General features: G+C 39.4%; 32 protein-coding genes. 8 read left to right on the top strand and 24 right to left on the bottom strand.

Going from position 1 to position 19,881, the window contains the following annotated elements:
- The 8 genes from ACFIJZ_RS08410 to ACFIJZ_RS08375 form a co-directional block, all read right to left on the bottom strand.
- The coding region (locus ACFIJZ_RS08410) for a major capsid protein (protein ID WP_375631633.1) at positions 1-388 on the bottom strand (388 nt) is incomplete at its 3' end.
- 12 nt (positions 389-400) lie between these two features.
- Positions 401-769, bottom strand: a complete 369-nt coding sequence (locus ACFIJZ_RS08405) for a head decoration protein (RefSeq protein WP_273790319.1) — start codon at positions 767-769, stop codon at positions 401-403.
- Positions 766-918 carry a hypothetical protein gene (locus tag ACFIJZ_RS08400; RefSeq protein ID WP_273790320.1) on the bottom strand — a complete coding sequence of 51 codons (153 nt, stop codon included), beginning with the start codon at positions 916-918 and terminating at the stop codon, positions 766-768. The genes ACFIJZ_RS08405 and ACFIJZ_RS08400 overlap by 4 nt, the downstream gene beginning before the upstream one ends.
- A 110-nt stretch (positions 919-1,028) precedes the next feature.
- Complete coding sequence (locus ACFIJZ_RS08395; protein WP_375631631.1) at positions 1,029-2,099, bottom strand: S49 family peptidase; 1,071 nt, start codon at positions 2,097-2,099, stop codon at positions 1,029-1,031.
- Entirely contained in the window at positions 2,089-3,633 is a 1,545-nt protein-coding gene (locus ACFIJZ_RS08390) for a phage portal protein (RefSeq protein WP_375631629.1), read from the bottom strand. Before ACFIJZ_RS08390 ends, ACFIJZ_RS08395 begins: the two co-directional genes overlap by 11 nt.
- The gene (locus ACFIJZ_RS08385; protein WP_273724442.1) at positions 3,633-3,881 is read right to left on the bottom strand and encodes a phage head-tail joining protein; all 249 of its coding nucleotides are present in this window, start codon (positions 3,879-3,881) and stop codon (positions 3,633-3,635) included. Before ACFIJZ_RS08385 ends, ACFIJZ_RS08390 begins: the two co-directional genes overlap by 1 nt.
- A 3-nt stretch (positions 3,882-3,884) precedes the next feature.
- Entirely contained in the window at positions 3,885-5,813 is a 1,929-nt protein-coding gene (locus ACFIJZ_RS08380) for a phage terminase large subunit family protein (RefSeq protein ID WP_375631627.1), read from the bottom strand.
- Positions 5,806-6,387, bottom strand: a complete 582-nt coding sequence (locus tag ACFIJZ_RS08375; RefSeq protein WP_375631625.1) for a hypothetical protein — start codon at positions 6,385-6,387, stop codon at positions 5,806-5,808. Before ACFIJZ_RS08375 ends, ACFIJZ_RS08380 begins: the two co-directional genes overlap by 8 nt.
- Before the next feature lie 84 nt (positions 6,388-6,471).
- Here ACFIJZ_RS08375 and ACFIJZ_RS08370 point away from each other — a divergent pair, with 84 nt between their 5' ends.
- Both ACFIJZ_RS08370 and ACFIJZ_RS08365 read left to right on the top strand, forming a co-directional pair.
- Complete coding sequence (locus ACFIJZ_RS08370; RefSeq protein ID WP_273790325.1) at positions 6,472-6,738, top strand: BrnT family toxin; 267 nt, start codon at positions 6,472-6,474, stop codon at positions 6,736-6,738.
- The gene (locus ACFIJZ_RS08365; protein WP_273790326.1) at positions 6,716-7,021 is read left to right on the top strand and encodes a BrnA antitoxin family protein; all 306 of its coding nucleotides are present in this window, start codon (positions 6,716-6,718) and stop codon (positions 7,019-7,021) included. The genes ACFIJZ_RS08370 and ACFIJZ_RS08365 overlap by 23 nt, the downstream gene beginning before the upstream one ends.
- Positions 7,022-7,071: 50 nt before the next feature.
- Here the strand turns inward: ACFIJZ_RS08365 and ACFIJZ_RS08360 are convergent, their stop codons facing one another.
- From ACFIJZ_RS08360 to ACFIJZ_RS08345, 4 genes are all read right to left on the bottom strand, one after another.
- Positions 7,072-7,584, bottom strand: a complete 513-nt coding sequence (locus ACFIJZ_RS08360) for an antA/AntB antirepressor family protein (RefSeq protein WP_375631623.1) — start codon at positions 7,582-7,584, stop codon at positions 7,072-7,074.
- 562 nt (positions 7,585-8,146) lie between these two features.
- Positions 8,147-8,680, bottom strand: a complete 534-nt coding sequence (locus ACFIJZ_RS08355; protein WP_375631621.1) for an antA/AntB antirepressor family protein — start codon at positions 8,678-8,680, stop codon at positions 8,147-8,149.
- A 538-nt stretch (positions 8,681-9,218) separates the two neighbouring features.
- A complete protein-coding gene (locus tag ACFIJZ_RS08350; RefSeq protein WP_375631619.1) occupies positions 9,219-9,800 on the bottom strand; it encodes a hypothetical protein in 582 nt (193 codons plus the stop codon).
- 3 nt (positions 9,801-9,803) lie between these two features.
- Positions 9,804-10,124, bottom strand: a complete 321-nt coding sequence (locus ACFIJZ_RS08345; protein WP_375631617.1) for a hypothetical protein — start codon at positions 10,122-10,124, stop codon at positions 9,804-9,806.
- Between the two features lie 345 nt (positions 10,125-10,469).
- Here ACFIJZ_RS08345 and ACFIJZ_RS08340 point away from each other — a divergent pair, with 345 nt between their 5' ends.
- Together ACFIJZ_RS08340 and ACFIJZ_RS08335 are read left to right on the top strand one after the other, a co-directional pair.
- Positions 10,470-10,652: a type II toxin-antitoxin system HicA family toxin gene (locus ACFIJZ_RS08340; RefSeq protein ID WP_006589116.1), complete on the top strand. Its 183-nt coding sequence runs from the start codon at positions 10,470-10,472 to the stop codon at positions 10,650-10,652.
- 20 nt (positions 10,653-10,672) lie between these two features.
- Complete coding sequence (locus ACFIJZ_RS08335) at positions 10,673-11,095, top strand: type II toxin-antitoxin system HicB family antitoxin (protein ID WP_375613904.1); 423 nt, start codon at positions 10,673-10,675, stop codon at positions 11,093-11,095.
- A 3-nt stretch (positions 11,096-11,098) separates the two neighbouring features.
- On the opposite strand, the gene ACFIJZ_RS08330 is transcribed toward ACFIJZ_RS08335, so the two are convergent.
- Positions 11,099-11,641, bottom strand: coding sequence for a hypothetical protein (locus ACFIJZ_RS08330; protein ID WP_375631615.1), 543 nt, complete (start codon positions 11,639-11,641; stop codon positions 11,099-11,101).
- A 12-nt stretch (positions 11,642-11,653) separates the two neighbouring features.
- Positions 11,654-12,106, bottom strand: a complete 453-nt coding sequence (ssb, locus tag ACFIJZ_RS08325; protein WP_375631613.1) for a single-stranded DNA-binding protein — start codon at positions 12,104-12,106, stop codon at positions 11,654-11,656.
- A gap of 301 nt (positions 12,107-12,407) precedes the next feature.
- Between ssb and ACFIJZ_RS08320 the strand changes: the two genes are divergently transcribed.
- Together ACFIJZ_RS08320 and ACFIJZ_RS08315 are read left to right on the top strand one after the other, a co-directional pair.
- Positions 12,408-12,599: a hypothetical protein gene (locus ACFIJZ_RS08320; RefSeq protein ID WP_004859817.1), complete on the top strand. Its 192-nt coding sequence runs from the start codon at positions 12,408-12,410 to the stop codon at positions 12,597-12,599.
- Positions 12,600-12,666: 67 nt separating this feature from the next.
- Complete coding sequence (locus tag ACFIJZ_RS08315; protein ID WP_006589119.1) at positions 12,667-13,095, top strand: type II toxin-antitoxin system HicB family antitoxin; 429 nt, start codon at positions 12,667-12,669, stop codon at positions 13,093-13,095.
- A 41-nt stretch (positions 13,096-13,136) separates the two neighbouring features.
- On the opposite strand, the gene ACFIJZ_RS08310 is transcribed toward ACFIJZ_RS08315, so the two are convergent.
- The 10 genes from ACFIJZ_RS08310 to ACFIJZ_RS08265 all read right to left on the bottom strand — a co-directional run bounded on the left by ACFIJZ_RS08310 (position 13,137) and on the right by ACFIJZ_RS08265 (position 18,961).
- Entirely contained in the window at positions 13,137-13,685 is a 549-nt protein-coding gene (locus ACFIJZ_RS08310; RefSeq protein WP_375631611.1) for an antA/AntB antirepressor family protein, read from the bottom strand.
- A 370-nt stretch (positions 13,686-14,055) separates the two neighbouring features.
- The gene (locus tag ACFIJZ_RS08305) at positions 14,056-14,571 is read right to left on the bottom strand and encodes a hypothetical protein (RefSeq protein WP_375631609.1); all 516 of its coding nucleotides are present in this window, start codon (positions 14,569-14,571) and stop codon (positions 14,056-14,058) included.
- The gene (locus ACFIJZ_RS08300) at positions 14,558-14,905 is read right to left on the bottom strand and encodes a hypothetical protein (RefSeq protein ID WP_375631607.1); all 348 of its coding nucleotides are present in this window, start codon (positions 14,903-14,905) and stop codon (positions 14,558-14,560) included. The genes ACFIJZ_RS08305 and ACFIJZ_RS08300 overlap by 14 nt, the downstream gene beginning before the upstream one ends.
- 156 nt (positions 14,906-15,061) lie before the next feature.
- Positions 15,062-15,496, bottom strand: coding sequence for a hypothetical protein (locus tag ACFIJZ_RS08295; RefSeq protein ID WP_273790335.1), 435 nt, complete (start codon positions 15,494-15,496; stop codon positions 15,062-15,064).
- On the bottom strand, positions 15,480-16,649 hold the full coding sequence (locus tag ACFIJZ_RS08290) for a hypothetical protein (protein ID WP_375631605.1): 1,170 nt from the start codon (positions 16,647-16,649) through the stop codon (positions 15,480-15,482). Before ACFIJZ_RS08290 ends, ACFIJZ_RS08295 begins: the two co-directional genes overlap by 17 nt.
- Positions 16,639-16,986 (bottom strand): DUF1376 domain-containing protein, encoded by a 348-nt coding sequence (locus ACFIJZ_RS08285; protein ID WP_375631603.1) that lies wholly within the window; start codon positions 16,984-16,986, stop codon positions 16,639-16,641. The genes ACFIJZ_RS08290 and ACFIJZ_RS08285 overlap by 11 nt, the downstream gene beginning before the upstream one ends.
- On the bottom strand, positions 16,979-17,455 hold the full coding sequence (locus tag ACFIJZ_RS08280; protein ID WP_375631601.1) for a crossover junction endodeoxyribonuclease RuvC: 477 nt from the start codon (positions 17,453-17,455) through the stop codon (positions 16,979-16,981). The genes ACFIJZ_RS08285 and ACFIJZ_RS08280 overlap by 8 nt, the downstream gene beginning before the upstream one ends.
- Before the next feature lie 82 nt (positions 17,456-17,537).
- The gene (locus ACFIJZ_RS08275; RefSeq protein WP_120100899.1) at positions 17,538-17,972 is read right to left on the bottom strand and encodes a hypothetical protein; all 435 of its coding nucleotides are present in this window, start codon (positions 17,970-17,972) and stop codon (positions 17,538-17,540) included.
- 149 nt (positions 17,973-18,121) lie between these two features.
- Positions 18,122-18,487, bottom strand: coding sequence for a hypothetical protein (locus tag ACFIJZ_RS08270; RefSeq protein WP_375631600.1), 366 nt, complete (start codon positions 18,485-18,487; stop codon positions 18,122-18,124).
- A 99-nt stretch (positions 18,488-18,586) separates the two neighbouring features.
- Positions 18,587-18,961: a hypothetical protein gene (locus tag ACFIJZ_RS08265; protein ID WP_375631598.1), complete on the bottom strand. Its 375-nt coding sequence runs from the start codon at positions 18,959-18,961 to the stop codon at positions 18,587-18,589.
- 95 nt (positions 18,962-19,056) lie between these two features.
- On the opposite strand from ACFIJZ_RS08265, the gene ACFIJZ_RS08260 reads away from it, so the two are divergent.
- Positions 19,057-19,368, top strand: coding sequence for an XRE family transcriptional regulator (locus tag ACFIJZ_RS08260; protein WP_375620609.1), 312 nt, complete (start codon positions 19,057-19,059; stop codon positions 19,366-19,368).
- A gap of 193 nt (positions 19,369-19,561) precedes the next feature.
- On the top strand, positions 19,562-19,881 hold a 320-nt coding region (locus ACFIJZ_RS08255), incomplete at its 3' end, for a hypothetical protein (protein WP_375631596.1).

Below are 19,881 nucleotides of genomic sequence, written 5' to 3'. Positions count from 1 at the left end.
ATGTCAATTCGATTTCAGAAATCAGTTTCTTTTGTTTTCTGGCAATATATTTCATTGCTGTCTCTAACTGATCTTCTGCGCCAAATTCACGACGGTTTTGGATTTCTTCTGATTTCACCGTATCACTTTTGGCAATCCGTGTTGTTTTGAAAAACCGAAGATTACGAGCCTCTCTATCACCTTCTGTCAAAGGTGCGCCACGTTCACTGGTTTGAATAAGCGAAAATGTATTATCACGCCGTTCAATCCCAACCACTGTGGTACTGGTTTCAACTTCTTCAAAGAGATTAAGAGAACTTACAAGACCAGGTTGAAACTCATAGTTTTCGATGGCTTTCATCATTGTGATGCTTGAGAAAGCATCATGTTTAAAAAAGTTCATATCCATGTGCGCATTCTCCTATCGCAATAGAATGTTGTTTTTGTCTTCTAAAGACTGAATGGCTGCTTTCTTTTTCTCATCCGTGATGGCATCTGGCCATAGCAGTTCAGAAGCTTTTACAGTGCATAAGCGTGCTGTAATCACAGCGCGTTGATCGGCGCCTGTTGCGTCAACAGTAGCAAAAGAAATCCCTGCCGGTGTTTGACTGCCATCTGTTGCTGCTGGATTAAGGGGGACATAGTATTCCGTTGTGGTTATCTTTCCCATGACAGTTCCCGCTTCAATGAATGCTCCTGATGCAAACACCACTTCTTCGTTTGACATATCGGGGTCATAGGGTCCAAGATAAGCGCCATTGCGTACGTCGTCATAAATAATATTCGTCATTTCACTGCCCTCCAAGCTGCTTCCCATTTTGTATGAATCTTTGCCTTGCTCGTCCCATCACTATGAGGGGTATAAGGCGAGACTTTTAAAGACGCGCTTTGAGAGCTAGCAGCCGTCAACACACACTGGCGTGCTTTCTCGATACTCATACCTTTTTGAATAGCTTTTGCTGCGTCAAAAGAAACGCCTAAGTGCTTTGCTTGCCTTTCAAGGGTTGTTAGTGCTTTTGCGCGCTTTCTTTCTTTTTCAAGAGCAGCTTTTATGTTTTCCTGCTTGTCTTCGTTGTCTTCATCCTCATCTTCGTCTTCTTCATCGTCGAAGTCTTCGGCGTTTTTGTCGATGTCGCTATCGTCTTCGTCCTCTTCCTCGTCATTGATGATGTCGACGATCTTTTCGTCATCATCTTCTTCAGCGCGGTATTGTGTGCGTGCCATGTGTTTTGTCCTTCTTTTTCTGTTGATGTTGGGTTTTGTGATATGGAATCCGTTAAGGCTTCCAAAGCTTGCGCAAGGGTGCCTTGCACATCTGCTAATCCAAGCGTGATCGCTTGGGTGCCTATAAAAGTTTCTGCTTTTGTGTCACGAATTGCAGCAGCATTTAAGCGTCTGTTTTGCGCCACCAAATCGACAAACATCTTGTAGAGCAGGGCGCAATCGGCTTGCATTTTTATCTGTGCTGTATCGCTCAAGGGTTCGTGAGGGTTGCCATGGGTTTTGTGATCACCTTCAAAGACAAAGGTCCATTTATACCCGTGTTTTTCATCCGCACGGGACTGGTCAAGATGAGCACAAACAACCCCAATCGAGCCCACAACACCCGTGCGAGCAACCCATATTTGAGAAGCAGAACAAGCAATGGCATAAGCCGCTGAACAAGCAAACTCATTGGCATGTGCCCAAATGGGTTTATTGTATTGTTTTGAGAGTGTTTGAAACTCTTCAACCAAATCAAAGACACCACCGGCTTCTCCACCGCCGCTGTCAATATCAAGTAAGACAGCACGAACATCAGGTTGTGCAATGGCTTCACGAAAAGAAGCGCTTAAACCTTCATAAGAGGTTAGCCCCGATAAAGCCCCAAGCCATGCACCACGGCGCACAAGCGTGCCATGAACCGGTAGGATAGCAACATTGTTTTGTACTACATAAGTTTCAGGGGGTCTTAAAGCCGTTGTATCCCCTTGCGCAAAAGCCCCAGGGGAAAACTTTTCTCCCTCAAAAAGACGCGGTGCAAGAGCATTCAAAATGACATCAAGTTTTGTCGAGGCAAGCATATGTGGAACCCCAAAAAGCCGTGATGCCAAGAACGGCATATCAAGATTATTCACCATTTTTATGTGCCTCACTGCCTTGGTTACTTTCATAAGTCTCAGAAGGTTCTGAATCTGCTGTATCAATCGCTTGATTTTCACCAGAAGGCGCTGCCATATCCGTGTCAAAAGATAAGCCGCGCGCACGAGCGTCTGTGTGCTCTTCTTCAAGTTCGGCATGAATGCTGTCGATATCAAAGCCGCGCTCGGCAAGTGCCATGCGTCGTGTTTTCAAGCCTGCACGAATTTCTTCTTTTTCCGCTGAGATATCCTTGTTTGGATCAATCATTTCAAGCGGGGGCGCAAAGCTTTCACATTGAAGCCATGGCAAGGAATTTTCTTCCCACCCTGGCAAATTGACGCATTTGACAAGCACTGCCATTTCAACAAAACGCTCCCAAACAATGCGGTTAAACTGAAAGGCAATAATATGTTCACGCCATTGTTTGACGTGCCGTCTAAACTGAATGATGGAGGTGCGTACATTTGAAAAATTCCCCCGCGTAACGTCTCCAGTCACAACGGCATAAGGCATATTAAGTGCTGCACAAATTTTCAAGATATTGCGAAATTGAAAAGCCTCATAAGAGCCACCAACCTCAACAGGATTTGAGAATGTAACTTCTTTATTCTCTCCTAAATAAAGAGATGCACCGGGCGCAATGACAGGTGCTTTGTATTCTTCTTCAACGTTGTTTTTATCACGATTATCGGATAATTTTTCGACGTTTGGTGAATTGTCCTTGACAAACGCCGCGAAAAGAGCCGCCGTCCTTTTTCTATCGAGTTCTGCGTCGTCATAGGATTCGAGTTGAAAGATCTTTGTCATACAGCGCGTTATTTTGGGAGAACCGCGCAATTGTCCTGCGATACGGCGCTCTTTGATGTGCAGGATCATTTCAGCGGGGACACGCACGCGCTCTTGGCTCTCAAATGCCATATTTGCAGGGACATCATCATAGGGGTGATGTTCCCAGAAATGATAAGCAACGCGCTTGCCACTGGCATTAAATTCAATTCCCATACGAATGTAATTGCCTTCAATCTCAGCCGGTCCATTGTAGGAAAGGTCCAACATTTCCGTGGGATAAACTTGTAATTGAAGCGGTACACCAGAGCGTCCGTAGAGATCAACATAATGCAATCTTACAAAGCACTCTCCGGTTAAAAAGACCTCTCGTGCAATGGTTGCTTGCAGCCCATAAAAGCTGGTATCTTCATCATAATCTGCTTCATCAACCCATTGCCACCATAAGTCTAAAAGCTTTTTCTTTTCTTCTTGAAAGCCTTCAATACGAGGATAAGGTTTAATCCCATCACTTACAGCCGCAGAGACCCATTCCTCCGTTGCAGAACCATAAAGAGCTTCATTGTCATAAAGCCATCTTGAACGGGCAACAATGGTATCACCGCATTCTTCAATCGCTTTATTGATATGTTTTTTTGCGGGGTCAAAACCACCCATACGGCGGCTTTTGCTTGCCGCTTCAAAATGGGGATTGTGTTGACGAGAAATTGTAAAAAAGCCCGTGAGTTTATTGAAAAAACCAGCCATTAATAGCCTCGTGATATATTAAAATAGAAAACGCGTGAACGCTTGCGTCCTTCAAGGTTGGCTATTTGTGTGTTCAGCATCTCAAGCGCTCTGCGCAGTTCCTCAACAGAACGGTTGCTGACTTGCTTATCGCCATGGCGCACCGATTGTGCTCCCGAATAAAGAGCTTCTTCAATTTGTTCACGCCGCTTTTTTAAACTTTCCAGTCTGTCAGTTTTGCTGTTTACTTGGTTCAAGTCTGTATCCATAAATTACCTCCAATCCCCTTGCATATAAGGATTCATCACCGTTCTGGATTGTTTCCTTTGAGGTTGTGCTGTCTGAGATCTTCTTGGAGCAGGAGAGGGCACATGTTCTGATGTTGGCTGCTCTAAAGAGCCTTCAATTTTAAGTTTTTCCAGACGCTCTTCTAAGATATCGACTTCTCGATTAAGGTTTATTCCTGCCGAAATCAGACCTTGTAAAGCAGCATAAGCATAGACCCTACAGTCCAAGGCTTCGTTTCTTGCCTTTTCACTTTTTTGCCATTCAATACGCTTGAAGCCTTTAAAATATTTGATGACTTTTCTTTCAGCGGTCAGTTGGTCAAAATATTCTCGATCAAGGTTTTTGTGAAAGTGTGTTGCACCAGCACCCGATGCTTCAGGACCGGATTTTTTAAACCGTGCCGTGATAATATCTTTTGCTGCATCAACCCCAACAATATAGAGATTAATCTGTCCTTTGTTGTTTCTACTTGGACGGCGTGGCCATACCGCACGCCATCCCGCTTGCCCCTTAATCCCCCAGATACGTCGTCCCTCACGGGGGCGCACGTAATTATAAACCGCTTGTGTGTGTCCACCACCGGTATCAATACAAGCAGCCGTTATCTTGATGCCGTCTTTGTAACCTAGATGCGGCCAGCGTTTTGTAAGGTATTCATCCAGCTGGTCCCATACTTCAAAAGAAGAGGGATCACCAAGGATAACTTGATAATCAATATGCCAACTTTCTTCACTGCGTCCCCATCCAACCACTTCAAGTTCTAAGCGGTCATTTTGCACATCAATACCCGCTGTCAACAACACGGCTTGTTCTGGTGCAAGGGGATAATCTTCGCGTTTTGCATAGAGGCTATCTGGGTCAACAACTTCGCCTGTTCTGTCCTCCCATGGCTCTCCAAGCACTGTATTGACAAAAGGCTGTAGAAGAGCTGGATCATCCTTGGCATTTAAAAACTCTCTTGCGCATTCCCCCCAAGTAAGCCAAGGGGAATAGAGTGCCGAAATATGATAAGAACGCAAATTGGGTCTGCTTGATTCACTGGTTGGTACCCAACATGCTCCTCGTTCTTCACACATGAGATCTGTTTTTCTGTGCTCGGCATGTTCATGACCACAATGGGCACAAACAAACACAGCTTTTTCGGGGGCGCCTTTTGGCCACTTAATTTGTGACCAAACAATGGGCTGTAGAACACCACATGCATCACAAGGCACGTTGTAATATCGCTGGTCTCCTAGCACAAAATCCTTGGCAATACGGCTTGTGTCACGGTGGGTGGGTGTGGACAATTTAAAGATCTTTCGTTGTACAAAGGTTGAGGTCCGCTTTTCGGCAATCATCACCGGATCACCTTCGTTATCCACACTGAGAGGATAGGCATCCACCTCATCTAAAATCAGATAACGAATAGGCATGGAACGCAAACCAGCAGCACTGTTTGCCCCTGTAAGCATCAGTGCACCACCATCAAACTCTTTCGAAAACATGGTATTCCCGCTGTCACGTGCTCGTGCTGGGGCAATGCGTTCGCTTAAAACTGGACTTGCCATAATCATAGGATCAAGCCGCGTCTTTGAAAGCTTTTTGGCTGTCTCAACCGTTGGCATCACATAAAGAGCAGGTCCTGGACTATAATGAATAGCATAACCGCAGAAATTTAATCCTGCCTCTGACATGCCAACTTGCGCCCCTTTCATGACAATAGTTGTTTCAATTGGTTTGTGAGAGGAAAGATTATCCATGATTTCGCGCAAATAGGGGGTCCGCTTTGTTCTCCACAATCCAGGTTCAGCACTTGCTACCGTGCTAAGGTATCTATTCTTATCCGCCCATTGCGAAACCGTGTACGGTGGGTCGGGTTGTCGTGCGTTATTGGCATGGGCGAAAAATTCTTCGACTGCATTGTCATCCATTATTCGTTTCTTGCAAGTTCTCTAACTCTGGAGAATGAGGATCATGAAAAGGCACTGGAATATTAACCGCCTCAAGTAAAGCGGTTCTCATGTAATAATCAATAGCACCAATAAGGCTGGCTGCATCACATCCAACTTGTGCAGCAATGCTTGCACCAAAACGATGCGGAAAATTCAACATAGCGTCACGGTGTGCTCTTCCAAACTCACGCGCTGCTCTCTTGACTTCTTCACGGTCAACGGTTGTTTCGCGTAAGCGTTCAAGTGCAATCTTTTCGCTTTCAAGCGCAACTTGCATTCGCTCCAGTTTTATCTTGTATTCATTGGCTCCATCTGTAGAGGCTTGTTTGATCTTTGTCCGCGGTTGACCATCAGGCGCTAAAAATGGAGCAGGGCGCTTTGTTGGATTCTCATTCCAGATGCTTGTGGCAAGGGCTTCATTGACAGAACCATCTTCAAAAAGAGCCGCATCAAATTTACCTGTCTTTATCCGTGAAACCACCGCATTATGTGAAACCCCCATCTTCTTCGCAAACGCACGAACCGATAGACCCTTACGATTCTTCTTATCCATAGTTTCTCCATTTTGAATGGTATATACGAATTATTGTACACTTTAATTATTGACAAGGTTTTATTTTTCGTGTACATAAAATATATGAAGATAGTGTGGGATGAACCAAAAAGAGCTTTAAACATTGTTAAACATAAGCTTGATTTTGCTGATGTTATTTACTTTGACTGGGAACATGCTCTTATTGATGCAACACATTCAAACCGCATGAAGGCTATTGGACATTTTGCGAATGGCACAACAGTTATTGTTTTTGCAAAGCTTGGCAATGAAGCGATATCCATTATCAGTTTTCGTCAAGCGAATAAAAAAGAAAGAGAGGTTTTCAATGACTATCAAAAAAACCTTTGAAGCAGGATGTGATTATACAAAAGAAGATTGGGACGCTGTGGATTCCCCACCACTAACAGATGAAGAACTTGCACGCTTAAAGCCAGCTAAAGATGTTTTACCACCTTCCTTTTTTAAATATGTAACAGAAGAACGCCGTAAACGTGGGCGTCCACCCGTTGAATCTCCCAAACAAGCGGTTACTCTACGCCTTGACCCAAACGTTATTGCTTCTTTTAAAAAACAAGGAAAAGACTGGCGAACACGTATGGGTGAAGTCTTAAAAAAAGCAAGTGGCAGCTAAACCAACCACCTCCCCATTTTGAGAACGGGGAGGGGAGATGTGTTTTAAAGCTAAGCAGCTTTTACGACAGATCTTGCTAAAACGCGCTTAGCTTCTTTTGTAACTGATTTGTAATGATCAAGCTCTTTTTCGAGGTCATTTGCATCCAACAAACGCCTCATCATCAATCCTAAGATTTCTCCAATACCTGCAGGTTTTTTAAAACACTCATAAGAAAATAATTCATAATCAACAGCTTGGTTTCTCAGTTTCTTCTCACACTCAATAAAGTAACGGCGTGCTTGACGTCCTTTCTCGTTACGTTCAACCATGGAAAGCTCTTTTGCCATGTCTAGGGTGAGATGATATTCTTTACTTATAACATTTTTACGTTTCCCAATTTTGGGAAGCGTTAAAATATAGTCCTTTCCCTCTTCAAATGCATACTGATTAATGCGGTTCGTAATCCAAGTAGCAAAACGTTTTCCTATTGCCAAAAATGTATGTAATTCACGTGCATTCACTGTCTGAACGATATCACCATCAATCGTAGTCTGATGTAAGTCAATTAAATATTGTGCCATGATTTGGCTCCTATGTGCTTAAAGGTTTTCTATTGACACTCTAAAAGATGCCGGGTGCTAGAAAACACGGCACATAGCCCGTCGTTATGCTTTCCCCACAAGGGTATTGTATAGCATAACTACACCCGACAAAGTTATTATATGCGCCTAACATACAATGAGTCAAAGTCTTTAATGTGCGGAAGACTGATTATTTCGGCAACCAATCCGCTATGTGTTTAAGGTGTTTTCTAGGCACCTGATTCGAAAATAGACATTGACGCAACAATGTCAAGAATAAACATAATTTTTATCTAAAAATAATCGCATACTGTACAGTGTACATATTGAAATCATTATTTATCAATGAGTTAAATGTACAATGTACAGTCAATTTGAAAATTCTGTCGCTAGCGATAGTTCGCGCTCGTCCGCCCCGCAACGAAGCCAACCCGCTGGGAAGTACCTTTTGCATTGATTTTATTGTATTTTTTCTGGAAAAAGCGAAGCATTATCGATAATCTTCTTTAAATTAATATCCTCCCCACTCTGAAAGCAGGGAAGATGAGATCATATTTTAAATCTAAGCGGCTTTCGTAACAGATTTTGCTAGAACCTGTTTTGCTTCCTTAATGAGAGCTTTGTATTTTCTGTTTTCTTCATCTACTCTGAAGGCATCAAGAAGACGAACATGAATTGGACCCAGAAGATACAAAACTTTTTCACCAGCGTTCATACCTTCCCAATAACTTGGCAAATCAAAGCGTGTATCATGGTCATAATCAACAGATTGGCTTTTTAGTTTCTTCTCACACTCAATAAAATAACGGCGTGCTTGACGTCCTTTCTCATTGCGTTCAACCATTGAGAGCTCTTTCGCCATGTCTAATGTGATGTGATATTCTGTACTTGGACGACCGCCTTGGAGGTTTTCGCCAAAATTGGTGAAAACTATATAATCCTGATTTTTGAGAAAGCTGTATTTGTTAATACGGTCTTTAATCCAATTGGAAAAGTCTCGTTTTACTTCCAAAAACACATGTAATTCACGCGCATTAACGGTTTGAATAATTTCTTGTCCAACAGCTTGTTCTGATATTTTAATTAGAGTGTTCATCTTATTAGTCCTTTGTTTTATAAGTTAAAGTATCCAGGGCTAAAACAACCGAACTAATACAGCCCTTCGTATCTTTAGGTTACCCTTGGACATACACACGAAGACCCTGGACAAAAATTCTTATGATGGGCAACAGATCTTTCGGGATACTGTTGAACCGATTAGTTACGAGGTGCTTTAAGCCTGCCAATCAGACTATAGCTGTTCACAGAAACTGTCAATTATTTTTTGAAAAATCCTAAAAGTATTGACGTCCTAAGAGGATGCCGGGTGCTAGAAAACACGGTGCATAGTCCGTCGTCACGCTTTTCCCATAAAGGGTATTGTATAGCGTAACTACACCCGACAGATCTATTATACGCATGTAGCATATAATGAGTCAAAGCCTTTAGTATGCGGAAAATAAACTGTTTCGGCAATCTATCCGCTATGCATCTAAGGTGTTTTCTAGGCACCTAATTTAACGATATACGTTTTCCGTGAATCTTGTCAAGAAAGAAAATCTCAGTGTATAGCAAACATAGCTTGAGAACATGATCTAGCCTTTCTTATTAGCAGCGTATTCTTGACGAGAAAGTTGTCTCTGTATATTTTTGGTTAATCTTTCATTGGCTTCTTTTACAATAGCACTTGCAATTTTTGGCTTGGACATTACCCCAGCAATTGAGGGTCCTTTTTGTTTTGCAATGGGGAATTGATCTCCATCGGCTCTTTGAAACACATTCCCATTCAGCTTTTTTAATTCAACGCGCTTTGGAAAACTCCCACCTTTGATAAAAGCATGGGGTAAGATTTCTTTCTTTCCAAACAGTGTGTAAGTTACGCCGCGTTTTGTTTCGTTTACTTTAAAAAATTTAAGAGGTATCGGTGTTCCAGAACCAATGATATCTGTCTCAAGAAACCTTGCTGTTGCCTTTTCTTTAATATAAACACCTCTTCTTATACGCTTTATTTGGGCTGATGAGATGTCTGCAACTTGCTTTTCAGTAAAGCGTTCAACTTGTTTTGCTGCAGTGTTTAGAGCATTACGCAGAGCCCAATTAAGGCGTGGTGCTTGAAGACTGGTGAAGGTATCCTTCACCTGTTGAAGATACCATTTTTGGTGGATGATTAACTTCAACTTCTAAGCCTTTTTTGGGGTAGGTGTTGATGACTTAGAAGCTTTAGATGCTTTTGGCTGTTCGAGTGGAATTTCCTCTGTCACTGGTTCAGACGATGTTTGTACGGCTTCTTGTTCTATCTGTTTAATTTGTTCAATTGCCTTATCTGTTTTTGCTGTTGTCTTGACGTCAACAAAAAGTTTTGCAGCATTGGCGCGCTTGAGACGTGCGTAGACTTGATTAGAAACTTCAACAAATGGATTATTGGGTGTTGATGGTTCAAAGCGAACAGTGCTTTTATTGTCTCCAACAACACACATTGGCTTAGTGATGACAGCTTTCATCATTGCTCCTTTTGCGTCATAATTAATGACATCATTAGTCAATTATTGATTTTTGTTATTTGAAAAATAGATTAGTCAGAATTACCCAGAAAACAGGGTTTTCTAGCCACGTTTCAAGATCACATTTTGCTGAATTTTTGGGGATATTTTTGAATTTTAGACACAATACGACTAGTGCAGTACCCTCACTAAATACGATTTTTTACACTATGTCAACAAAAAAATCATGATCTTGTATTTTTTTTATTTTTTTACCTAAATATGGTGTTTTAAAAGATGTCCTTTATTTTCCTTTAATGCAACATTTATGTTGTATTGAAACATTTTAGATGTTATATTATTATAATGAATAGTCAAGAATTGAAAAGATATCTTATAAAGCATGGTTGCAGTTTTACTTCAGGGAAGGGAGGGCATTTGCTTGTAAAGCGTGGTTCTAAAAAGTCCGTTTTACCTATGCATGGTACGCGAAAAGAATTAGGAACAGGATTAGTCCAGAAGATTCTTAAAGATCTTGACCTAAAATAAGCCAGGATATGGAGGTGTAAATGAAATATGCAATCAAATTTATCAAAGATGACAATGATACTCTTCTAGTCGTCTCTAAAGACTTTCAGGAATTTATTACTTATGGTAACGATGAAAAAGAAGCTTTGGAACAGGCTAAAAATGCACTTTTAACAGTCATTATGGGGCGTTTTCAAGATCGTGAACCTATTCCCTTTGGACATCGTGATATTGCCTATCCTTTTGTTGAAGTATCTTCATTGGTAACTTTAAAAATTGCAATACATAACGCTATGATTGAAAAAAACTTACGCAAAGCTGATCTCGTACGTCTTTTAAAACTTCATCCAATACAAATTGACCGATTGTTGGATTTAAACCACGCAACCAAATTAGATGCCTTAGAATCTACTCTCATTGCTCTTGGAAAAGAGGTTGCCATTAATATCCAAGACGCCGCTTGAAAACTACCGGTTTTGCGTAAAATGTTTATAAAGCGCATTAAGAGCAATGCGCAATGAAAGCACAAGGTGTGGTAGTGATTGATCTTCTATGACAAGATACTGTAATGCAGCATGAAGGTTATATTGACGGTGTAAATATTGAGCTTCTTGAACAACATTTTTTACAGCTAAAAGATGTTCTGTTGCTATCTGTACCCATTTCTCTCTTGCTCCGTTATCAGAAGTTGTAGGCATTTCATCATAAATTGCATTAGGCAATCCTTTTGCACATAGGTAATTGTTTTTCACTTCAAGATATTTTTGCGCAGCATCATATTGGTCTTGATTTATTTCGCCTTGCAAATAAAGCCGCCCAATATAGGTACCGGAAAGCGGATTTTTAGCCTCTTCTATGGTCAAGCCAAAGCGTTTGGCACGCATTTCAATTGCCAATTTATCCATGGGTTCATGCGGTGTTTTTGCTCGTGAGATGCGTCCATTTGGTTCTCTGATACATCCTTTAATCCGAGGACGACCGCGTTTTGCACGTTTTTTTCTTTTTGTCATATTTTTTTTCAATCAGAATGGGACGCTATCGTTAAGAGCCGTTCTATAATCTTGAGCACCTGAAGCGATAGCATAATTTTGAGAAGTAATAGGTGAAGGGGTAGGGGATGCCGATTGATCTTTCTTTGCATCAAGCAAATACAATTCACCTTTGAATTGTGGTAAAACAATCTCTGTTGTGTAACGGTCATGCCCATTTTTATCTTGCCATTTGCGTGTTTGTAATTTTCCTTCTACGTAAACTTTTGAACCTTTGTTTAGATACTGAAGTGCAATTTTTGCCAAATGTGGATTAAAAATCACAACTGAATGCCATTCAGTTTTTTCTACTTTTTGATGAGTATTTTTATCCGTATAGCTTTCAGAAGTTGCCATACGAAAATTGACTACTTCTGTTCCAGAATTCATTGTTTTGCTTTCGGGATCAGCACCAAGGCGCCCGATTAACGTCACTTTATTTAGCATATTTGTAGCCCCATTAGATTTGCAATTTATACATGAAAAATCTTAGCATAATTTGCATATTTATTCAATTATTTCAGTTTATTAATAACAGTTTTTTAAGTATTACATTATAATATTATTTGACAAATTATTCATCAAAAAAACATGTCACACAAATGGCATGGCTTTCTTATTTCTGCTTTTAACTTTTCAATAAATATCCTTTCATTAAGAGTCTGTATCAAACTTTTTTGTTCGATTTATTGTTGACTATCGAACCTTTTTGTGCGATATTCATTTTATGAAAAAAGGGGGAGGCTAAATGAAACGAGAAGCACTGCTTAGAGAATTACGTAAAGAAGCCAGAAAAAGAGGCATTCATTACAGTGAAGCTCCTGATGCAGGCAAAGGGTCACATTATTTGGTAACTTTTGGAGACAAGACAACCGTTATAAAATCTGGTGAATTGACCCCACTTTACGTGAAAATAATAAAAAAGCAGTTGGGGGTATGAGTTACTCTCTCAACGGCTTTAATTTTTCGTTTCAAAAGCATTTTGATCATGGCGAGGAGACCTAAACATGGAATACACGTATCAAGCAAAACTGGAATCTGATCCAGATGGTGGTTTTATTGTAACCTTTCCAGATGTACCAGAAGCAATAACAGCTGGAGAAAATAGAGCAGAGGCATTAGAGAATGCTGTTGAAGCTTTAGGGTTAGCATTACGGAGCTATCCTATGCGTGGTTTGCCTTTACCAATGCGACAACAGTATAAAGACCTTGTAGAGGTTACGGTAGATGCGTGGAATGCTCTTAAGCTCGCAGTGGTAGAAGCCTTTAATGAAGCGAATATCACAAAAACAGAATTGGCACATCGTTTGGGTAAAAAAGAAACAGAAGCAAGACGCATTCTTGATCCAAATTATCCAACTAAGCTTCAAACACTAGAGCAAGCACTGAGTGTTCTTGGCAAGCAAGTCGTTATTACAATCAAAAACGCGGCTTAACTTCCTCCCCACTTTTAAAATGGGGAGTTATGTTTTTAAATCTAAGCAGCTTTTACGACAGATCTTGCTAGAACCTGTTTTGCTTCTTTAATAAGGGCTTTGTATTTTCTGTTCTCTTCATCTACTCTGAAAGCATCAAGAAGACGCATATGAATTGGACCAAGAAGATACAAAACTTTTTCACCAGCGTTCATTCCCTCCCAATAGCTTGGCAAATCAAAACGGGTATCACGATCATAATCAACAGATTGGTTTCTCAGTTTCTTCTCACACTCAATAAAGTAACGACGTGCTTGACGTCCTTTCTCATTGCGTTCAACCATTGAGAGCTCTTTTGCCATGTCTAGAGTGAGATGATATTCTATTGCTGTAACAGCTCTAGATTTTGCGCTTCCCAATTTTGGGAACCGCAAATCTTGTGTTTTTATGAAATCTTTACCTTCTTCAAATGTATATTGATTAATACGATCTGTAATCCAAGTAGCGAAACGTTTTCCTATTTCCATGAATGCGTGTAACTCACGCGCATTGACCGTTTGCACAATTTCTTGTCCAATTATTTGTTCTGATATTTTTATAAGAGTGTTCATGATGAACTCCTAGATGTTAAAGTTTTTGATTGACACTCAATAGAGAGTGCCGGGTGCTCAAAAACACGGCATCTAGTCCGTCGTTATGCCTTTCCCAAAAGGGTATTGTATAGCATAACCACACCCGACAAGACCTTTATATGCCACGGCATATAATGAGTCAAAATCTTTAATGTTCAGAAGATTGATTATTTCGGCAACCAATCCGCTAGATGTTTTAAGGTGTTTTTGAGGCACCTGATTCGATTATTCATATTGCTGTAATAATGTCAAGCGGCTTCCGATAGTTTTTTATGCTCTTGTTGATTTCATCTATGAACGTTGAGAAGAGACAACGTAATCTGAACAGTTTTATAAAATCGGAATTTTACTATAGCTTTTTAACTGAGCACTGTAGTGTGTAAATAGATATGTTTATTAAACTGCGTGTACGTAACATAAGGAAAAATACACAGACTAAAAAGGAATACCAAAGAGCAATATCTGAGTACCAAAGTACAGTATCCAATGGAAAAGAAAGCTTGTACTCCACGTACTTAGAAATGAAAGGTAAAGAAACAGTTTCCTTATAACTATTTGGGAAAATTAAAACGACAAGCGCTAAACTTATTAGCTTTAAAAGTCTGTGCATATACTGTTGTAAATCACGTGTTAATGTCTTCCAACCTGTTGTATTGCCGCGTTTGTATTTTGGATTGTTCTGCAACTCAAAAGGAATATGAGAATTGCATAAAATTGCAAAAACCGCTGTGACTATTACCAAAGAAACAGATGCGAATGTCAAAATACTTTGAATAAAGTAGGGATTTTTTTTAATTCCTAAAAAACATAAAAATATAAAAGTTATAATGCCAAACAAGGCTCTTAGCTGCTTATCTGTAAACATATTTATTTCCTGAGGTTTTCGATAATTTTTTGATCTCTTTATTGATCTCATCTATAAGAGGTTCGTAATTGAGAACGCTTTTCGGAATAGCACCACCGTAAACCCATGCTTTCACTTGCGCTTTGGTACTAAAATCCGCATTTTCTGGTGTGGTATAATACTGGCCGCCATCAAACTTTTCACACTCTCTTGTACCGTCTTCATATTCGTAGAGGTTGTAAAAATACTCCTCTGCTCCGTCCCCCCAAGGAACATAACCAACAGCTGTTGCAACAAACTCTTTTTGCATGGGTTGTTTACGCTTTTTTAAGAACAGGTCTTTTAATATTCTCATGTTTTTAGTCCATAATTTTACCAATTGATCTATTTACCTCAAATTTGATCATACAGAGCGTTTTATATTGCAGATGTTGATTCTATCATAAAATCTTTAAATCGCTTTGTAAGGTGCTTTTTTGTCGATTTAAATGCATGTCTAATCGTAAAACGATCAGCACTTTTCACTAGTTTGCTGTGGACCAAAGCGTTTCATTATCCCACCAATGCCATTTAAAGTTTCTTCAAGCTCTTGCTTGTGAACAAGCGTTAGTGGTCTAAAATGCTCTTTCGCTGTTTTTTCTTTGAGTGTTTTCTCACATGTGTTTTCAATTGCTCTACGTACAGTTTCGGCTTTTGAAAGAAGGGTATTTTCTAGTGTCTGGCAATAAGTTAAAAGCTCTCCACAAGTTGGCATAAATGTTTTTGATATCCCAATTGCTTGACCAGTTACGATATCTTCGACGCCTTTTTTCAAAGCATATGCTGAAATCCGTTCCAGCATCATGCTATAGGATAGAACAACGGCTTTGGAATCTGTGTTCGCAGGGACTCTCATGCTTGAGAGTAGGAAAGAAGCTTGCTCAATTTGCTTAACTGAAGCTTTCACAGAGAGCAACGCTTGTAGAAGATTGCAAGCATCTAAGGTTTGCTCTTCCTCCTGTTTCGTCAATGTATTCCCAGCTTTCAGCGTCAATGGATACCCCGGACTGATCATTTCCATAATCTTCTCCAGATGAGAGATGATCTCTGAGTTCGTTGAAGCCTTCTGCAAGCTGTTCTGTGAAAGTTTTCTGAGTGAATTTTCCATGATAACCACCTAACCGTTTTTCCTGTTCTAATCTTGCTTTTTTCTTTGCTAGCGTTCCGATAGGGCTTGTGACCCAATTGTACCAAGTCCTTTGCCAATCTCGTTTGTTTGCATTTTTACCTGGGTTTGCTATCCAGTAATTTGTGAACCGTTCGGTTTCTAACAGCGCCTCATCATGGGTTAATCCTTGATCGATTGCGTATTGCAAATTAGGTTTGAAATCCTCTGGCAATCGACAACCGCGATTAGCTTGCGCTCGTTTTGCTTTTTTGGGAACGTTCTCTTGCTCGTGAATGGGAGGTTGGTTGTCTGATGAGGTTGTGATTTGCTCTGATGTGGTTTCAACAGCAGCAACCTCTGTTGGTTCGTCAACCAAATCGATTGTTGCTAAACTTTCAGAACCAATTTCTTTTTTTGCTAAAACGATAGTTTTAGTTTTTTTATTATATATGTTATTGTTATTGTTAATGGCATCATTAAGCATTTCTTGTGCATTGCTAAAATCCCCACAAGCATCATGCTTAGCATCCTTAAGCATACCGTTAGCATCATGCTTAGCATTTTTAGCATCTTGATCATCACTCATTGTTTTTGCTTTATGATGTTTTGCCCATTTTGCCTGCGCTGCTTTCTTTGCTCTCTCTGAAAACTTATTTAAATTTTCATTTGAGTTATTGAGTTCTTCTTCAACATCTAAACTCCACAAGCGTCCATCTTCTAAATAAATGATGTGTCCAGATCTAAATAAATAATTTAACGCCTTTTCAAATCTTTTTACTGAACAACAAGTAAAATGAGATAATATTCGTGCATCATTCAAAAGAGGCTCACGCGTGTGTAACATTCTTATCCGCAACTTCACATAAACATTGACTTCCATAGGTGGTAAATCAGAGAGTTTAAATAGCCACTGGTCTGTATTAAGTCTCGTCCAAGCCAATTTAGTTGACATATTTTACCTCCTTTTCTTCATTATTATTAAAGGTAAAATTATCTAGCTCTTCACTGAGGTTATTGAGTTCTTCTTCAACGCGCGTATTCCACAATCCATTATCTGTCTCAACAAGTTTATTATTTCTCATGAGATATTCGACAATAGTCGCAAACTTTTTTTGTGAACAATTGCAAACACGTGCAAGCGTTTCAAAATCTTCTTTAATTTGTGCTTTTTTATCGTACATGCGAACGAGAAGCGTCATATAAGCGCCCCTTTGCTCTAGCGTCATTCCATCTGTACCACTTATCCAGTCATACAAATGGAATCTTATCCATGGCATACCATTAGACATGCGCGCCTCCTTCTTTTATTAAATATAAAATTGCTAAAGCATCTGCTTCGTTGTCGTCTTTAGGCGTATGTCCTTTGGAACATATTGCCTTAATCATTTTTACTTTTGATGCGTTTCCTTTTCCTGTTGTTGCTTTCTTAATTGTGCCAACAGGAATGCCTTCATACGGTATCTGATGATGTTCACACCACGTCGTTAAGGTTGATAACAAGTCACCGTAAATATGCGCTGCATCAGTACTATTATGACGCCTCACTTCTTCAAAATACATCGCGTCAATGCTGCCTACTGTCTGTTTTATTTCTGATAGACATCTCTTAAAGCGTAAATAATGCATTCCACCGACTTCAAAATATCGGGGGTGGAAATTCATGACACCACTGATGATGTGACCATCCGCACCGCATATCGCCCAGCCTGTCTTGGTCCCTAGATCAAGACATAAAATGGTTTGTGCGTTAGTGATCATAATCCCCCCTTTAAAGCTCTAAGTATTTATATGTGTGCTATGACAGAGCGCGTAGTTATAAGTTTTAAAAAATTGGATTAACTCAATTCAGACGCACACTACACGCATCATTTATTAATTTGATTTCTTCTTCTCTTTTTTTGATGAGGTCATCCCTTAAGAAGCCAAGATTACTTTCGACTAAAGCTGTAAACAAAAGTAGCTCATTTAGGCGATGAAAAGATGACAAATCTTGAGAAAAATAATTATCAAACCAAGTTGTAAAAGCTTGCGTAAAGGCAGATGAAAACCATTGATTAAAATCATCGTATGGCAATAACGGAAAATAATTTCTATCATCACGCGCAAAAATATTTTGCAGTATATAGACAAGATAACCTGTTGATGAGGGATCTATGCAACTTTCACATGTCTGATTAGGCGAGCGAACACCATAATATATGTCTTCACGTCCAATCTTATTAACAAGATTAATCAACTTGACTTTACTTATAGTGATATGCGGGACATCTATCATCTCTGATCTTTCTTTTTAAGAGTCTAAATGCTGCTGTTGTGACAGGGCGCGTTGTGATTGCCTGTCTTGCAAAAATGTTTTTGAAAAAGGAACCTCGCAATGATTCATTGTTAATTAACAATCCTCATTTTTGGCTCAAATGACGCAAGTTAAAAAACTTCTCCTGCAAAAATAAAATCGATCAATCTCGGTTCTTCTTTTTTGTTGATTAACTCAGTGATTTTATTGTTTAATTCATCAATAACTTTCATCTGTGAAGCTAACTTTAGCCTTTGGCTGTATAGCGTTTCATTTTTTTGCTTAATTAAAGAGGATAGGTTTTCAAGTACTACTTGCTGTTGTTCAATTGACTTATCTCGCTCTGCAAGAGTTGCTTCATGCCATCTCATCCAACTATCAAATTTTGACTTATGCCATTCTTCTCGTTTTTTAAGAATTGTTGTGTGAGTTTCGTGTCGTTTCACAAGATCTTCTACGCTACAATCACGATTCGGTATTTGTATAAATTCTTTCACAAACTTATCTCCATTCTCGATTTTCGTATTACAACCTATTAATCTACAAATCCGTGTGTAGAGTTTCTTCAATATTCCGTTTCTCATGATCTTTCTTCTTTAAGAGTGTGAAGGCTGCTGTTCATTCTTTTCTTCATATTGAAGCTTCGTCATTTCATTTTGTTCACACGGCTTCATGCAAACAGTGGAACCGTTGACAAAAGAAAGCGTTGAGAGCGTTGCTTTTTCTACCTCCAACAAATGTTGCAAACGCTCAGGATAGAAAAAATCCTCTGGACGTAGGTCAATGTTGTGCCGTTGAGCATAAATGAGTAGTTGTGCCTGATAAGTTGAAGGAAACAACCCACCGGCACCGCCTTTTTTCTTGGAGTAGGTTATACGATAAACAGCGCCTTTACATTTATGTAAAATGCGTGCAACCTTTGTGACACCCCCTAAATATTTTATAAGCGTATATGCTGGCTCTTGTTTCATATTAGTATAATTTCATAAATTCTGAATTTTATCAATAGTAAAAATTCAGAATTTATTGAATTGATTTTTCACTCAATCTGAAAGAATTTAATTATATGGAACGTGAACAGTTAAGATTATGGCTTAATGAGCAATTAGTAAAAAAAGGACACGGCAGCAAAAAAATGCTGGCTAAGCATTTAGGTGTGTTGCCTTCCACTCTTACCAGCATATTAAATAACTCAGGCACAAACCGCTCGATAAAGGCAGATGAATTAATAAAAATTATTAATTTTATTGGCGAGGTCCCACCTTTTTTAATCGAGGGGTCTGGACAATTTGTTAGTCTTTTTTATCAAGCAAAGCCTGAAGTTCAGCAAGCTGTTTTAACGATTCTTCAGAATTCTGGCCAATCAGACAAAAAATAATAGCAGCTATCACCTTTTTATCCCCATAATTCCAAAGTTTTTTTAGCGTTTCTTCATCCACTATTAGCCTCCATATGCAAAATATTTCATATTTTATGAAATTTATTATTGACATATTTCATTAAAAATGAAATACATATATTCCATAAACCACGCACAAACAATTGCCAAGAGGCGTTAGGGAGGAGAAATTATGGAAAATCCAATTCTTATAAATTCTGATGAAATTTTATTAGTTGTCTATGATGATGATCAAAACATTGGTCGGTCGGGACCACTGGATGAAAGCCAAGTTCTAAAAATTATTGACGAGGCAGATGATGCAATCCAAATCTTTCGCATCAATCCTTCTGAGAATAATTGTGAAGATATCTCTGAAGAAATTGCAGAAGCATATGTAAAAGAAAATATCGAACATCTCCATGAGGATAGTGAGGTTCATGACTTTGTACGCGAAAGTGATGCTTACCAAGAACTTTTAGACGAGATCGCAGACGAAAAATATAATGATGA

Source organism: Bartonella sp. CL70QHWL (assembly GCF_042194855.1).
Lineage (GTDB): Bacteria > Pseudomonadota > Alphaproteobacteria > Rhizobiales > Rhizobiaceae > Bartonella.
Note: the sequence above shows the minus strand (reverse complement) of the source record. Positions and strands in the feature narration are given on the sequence as shown.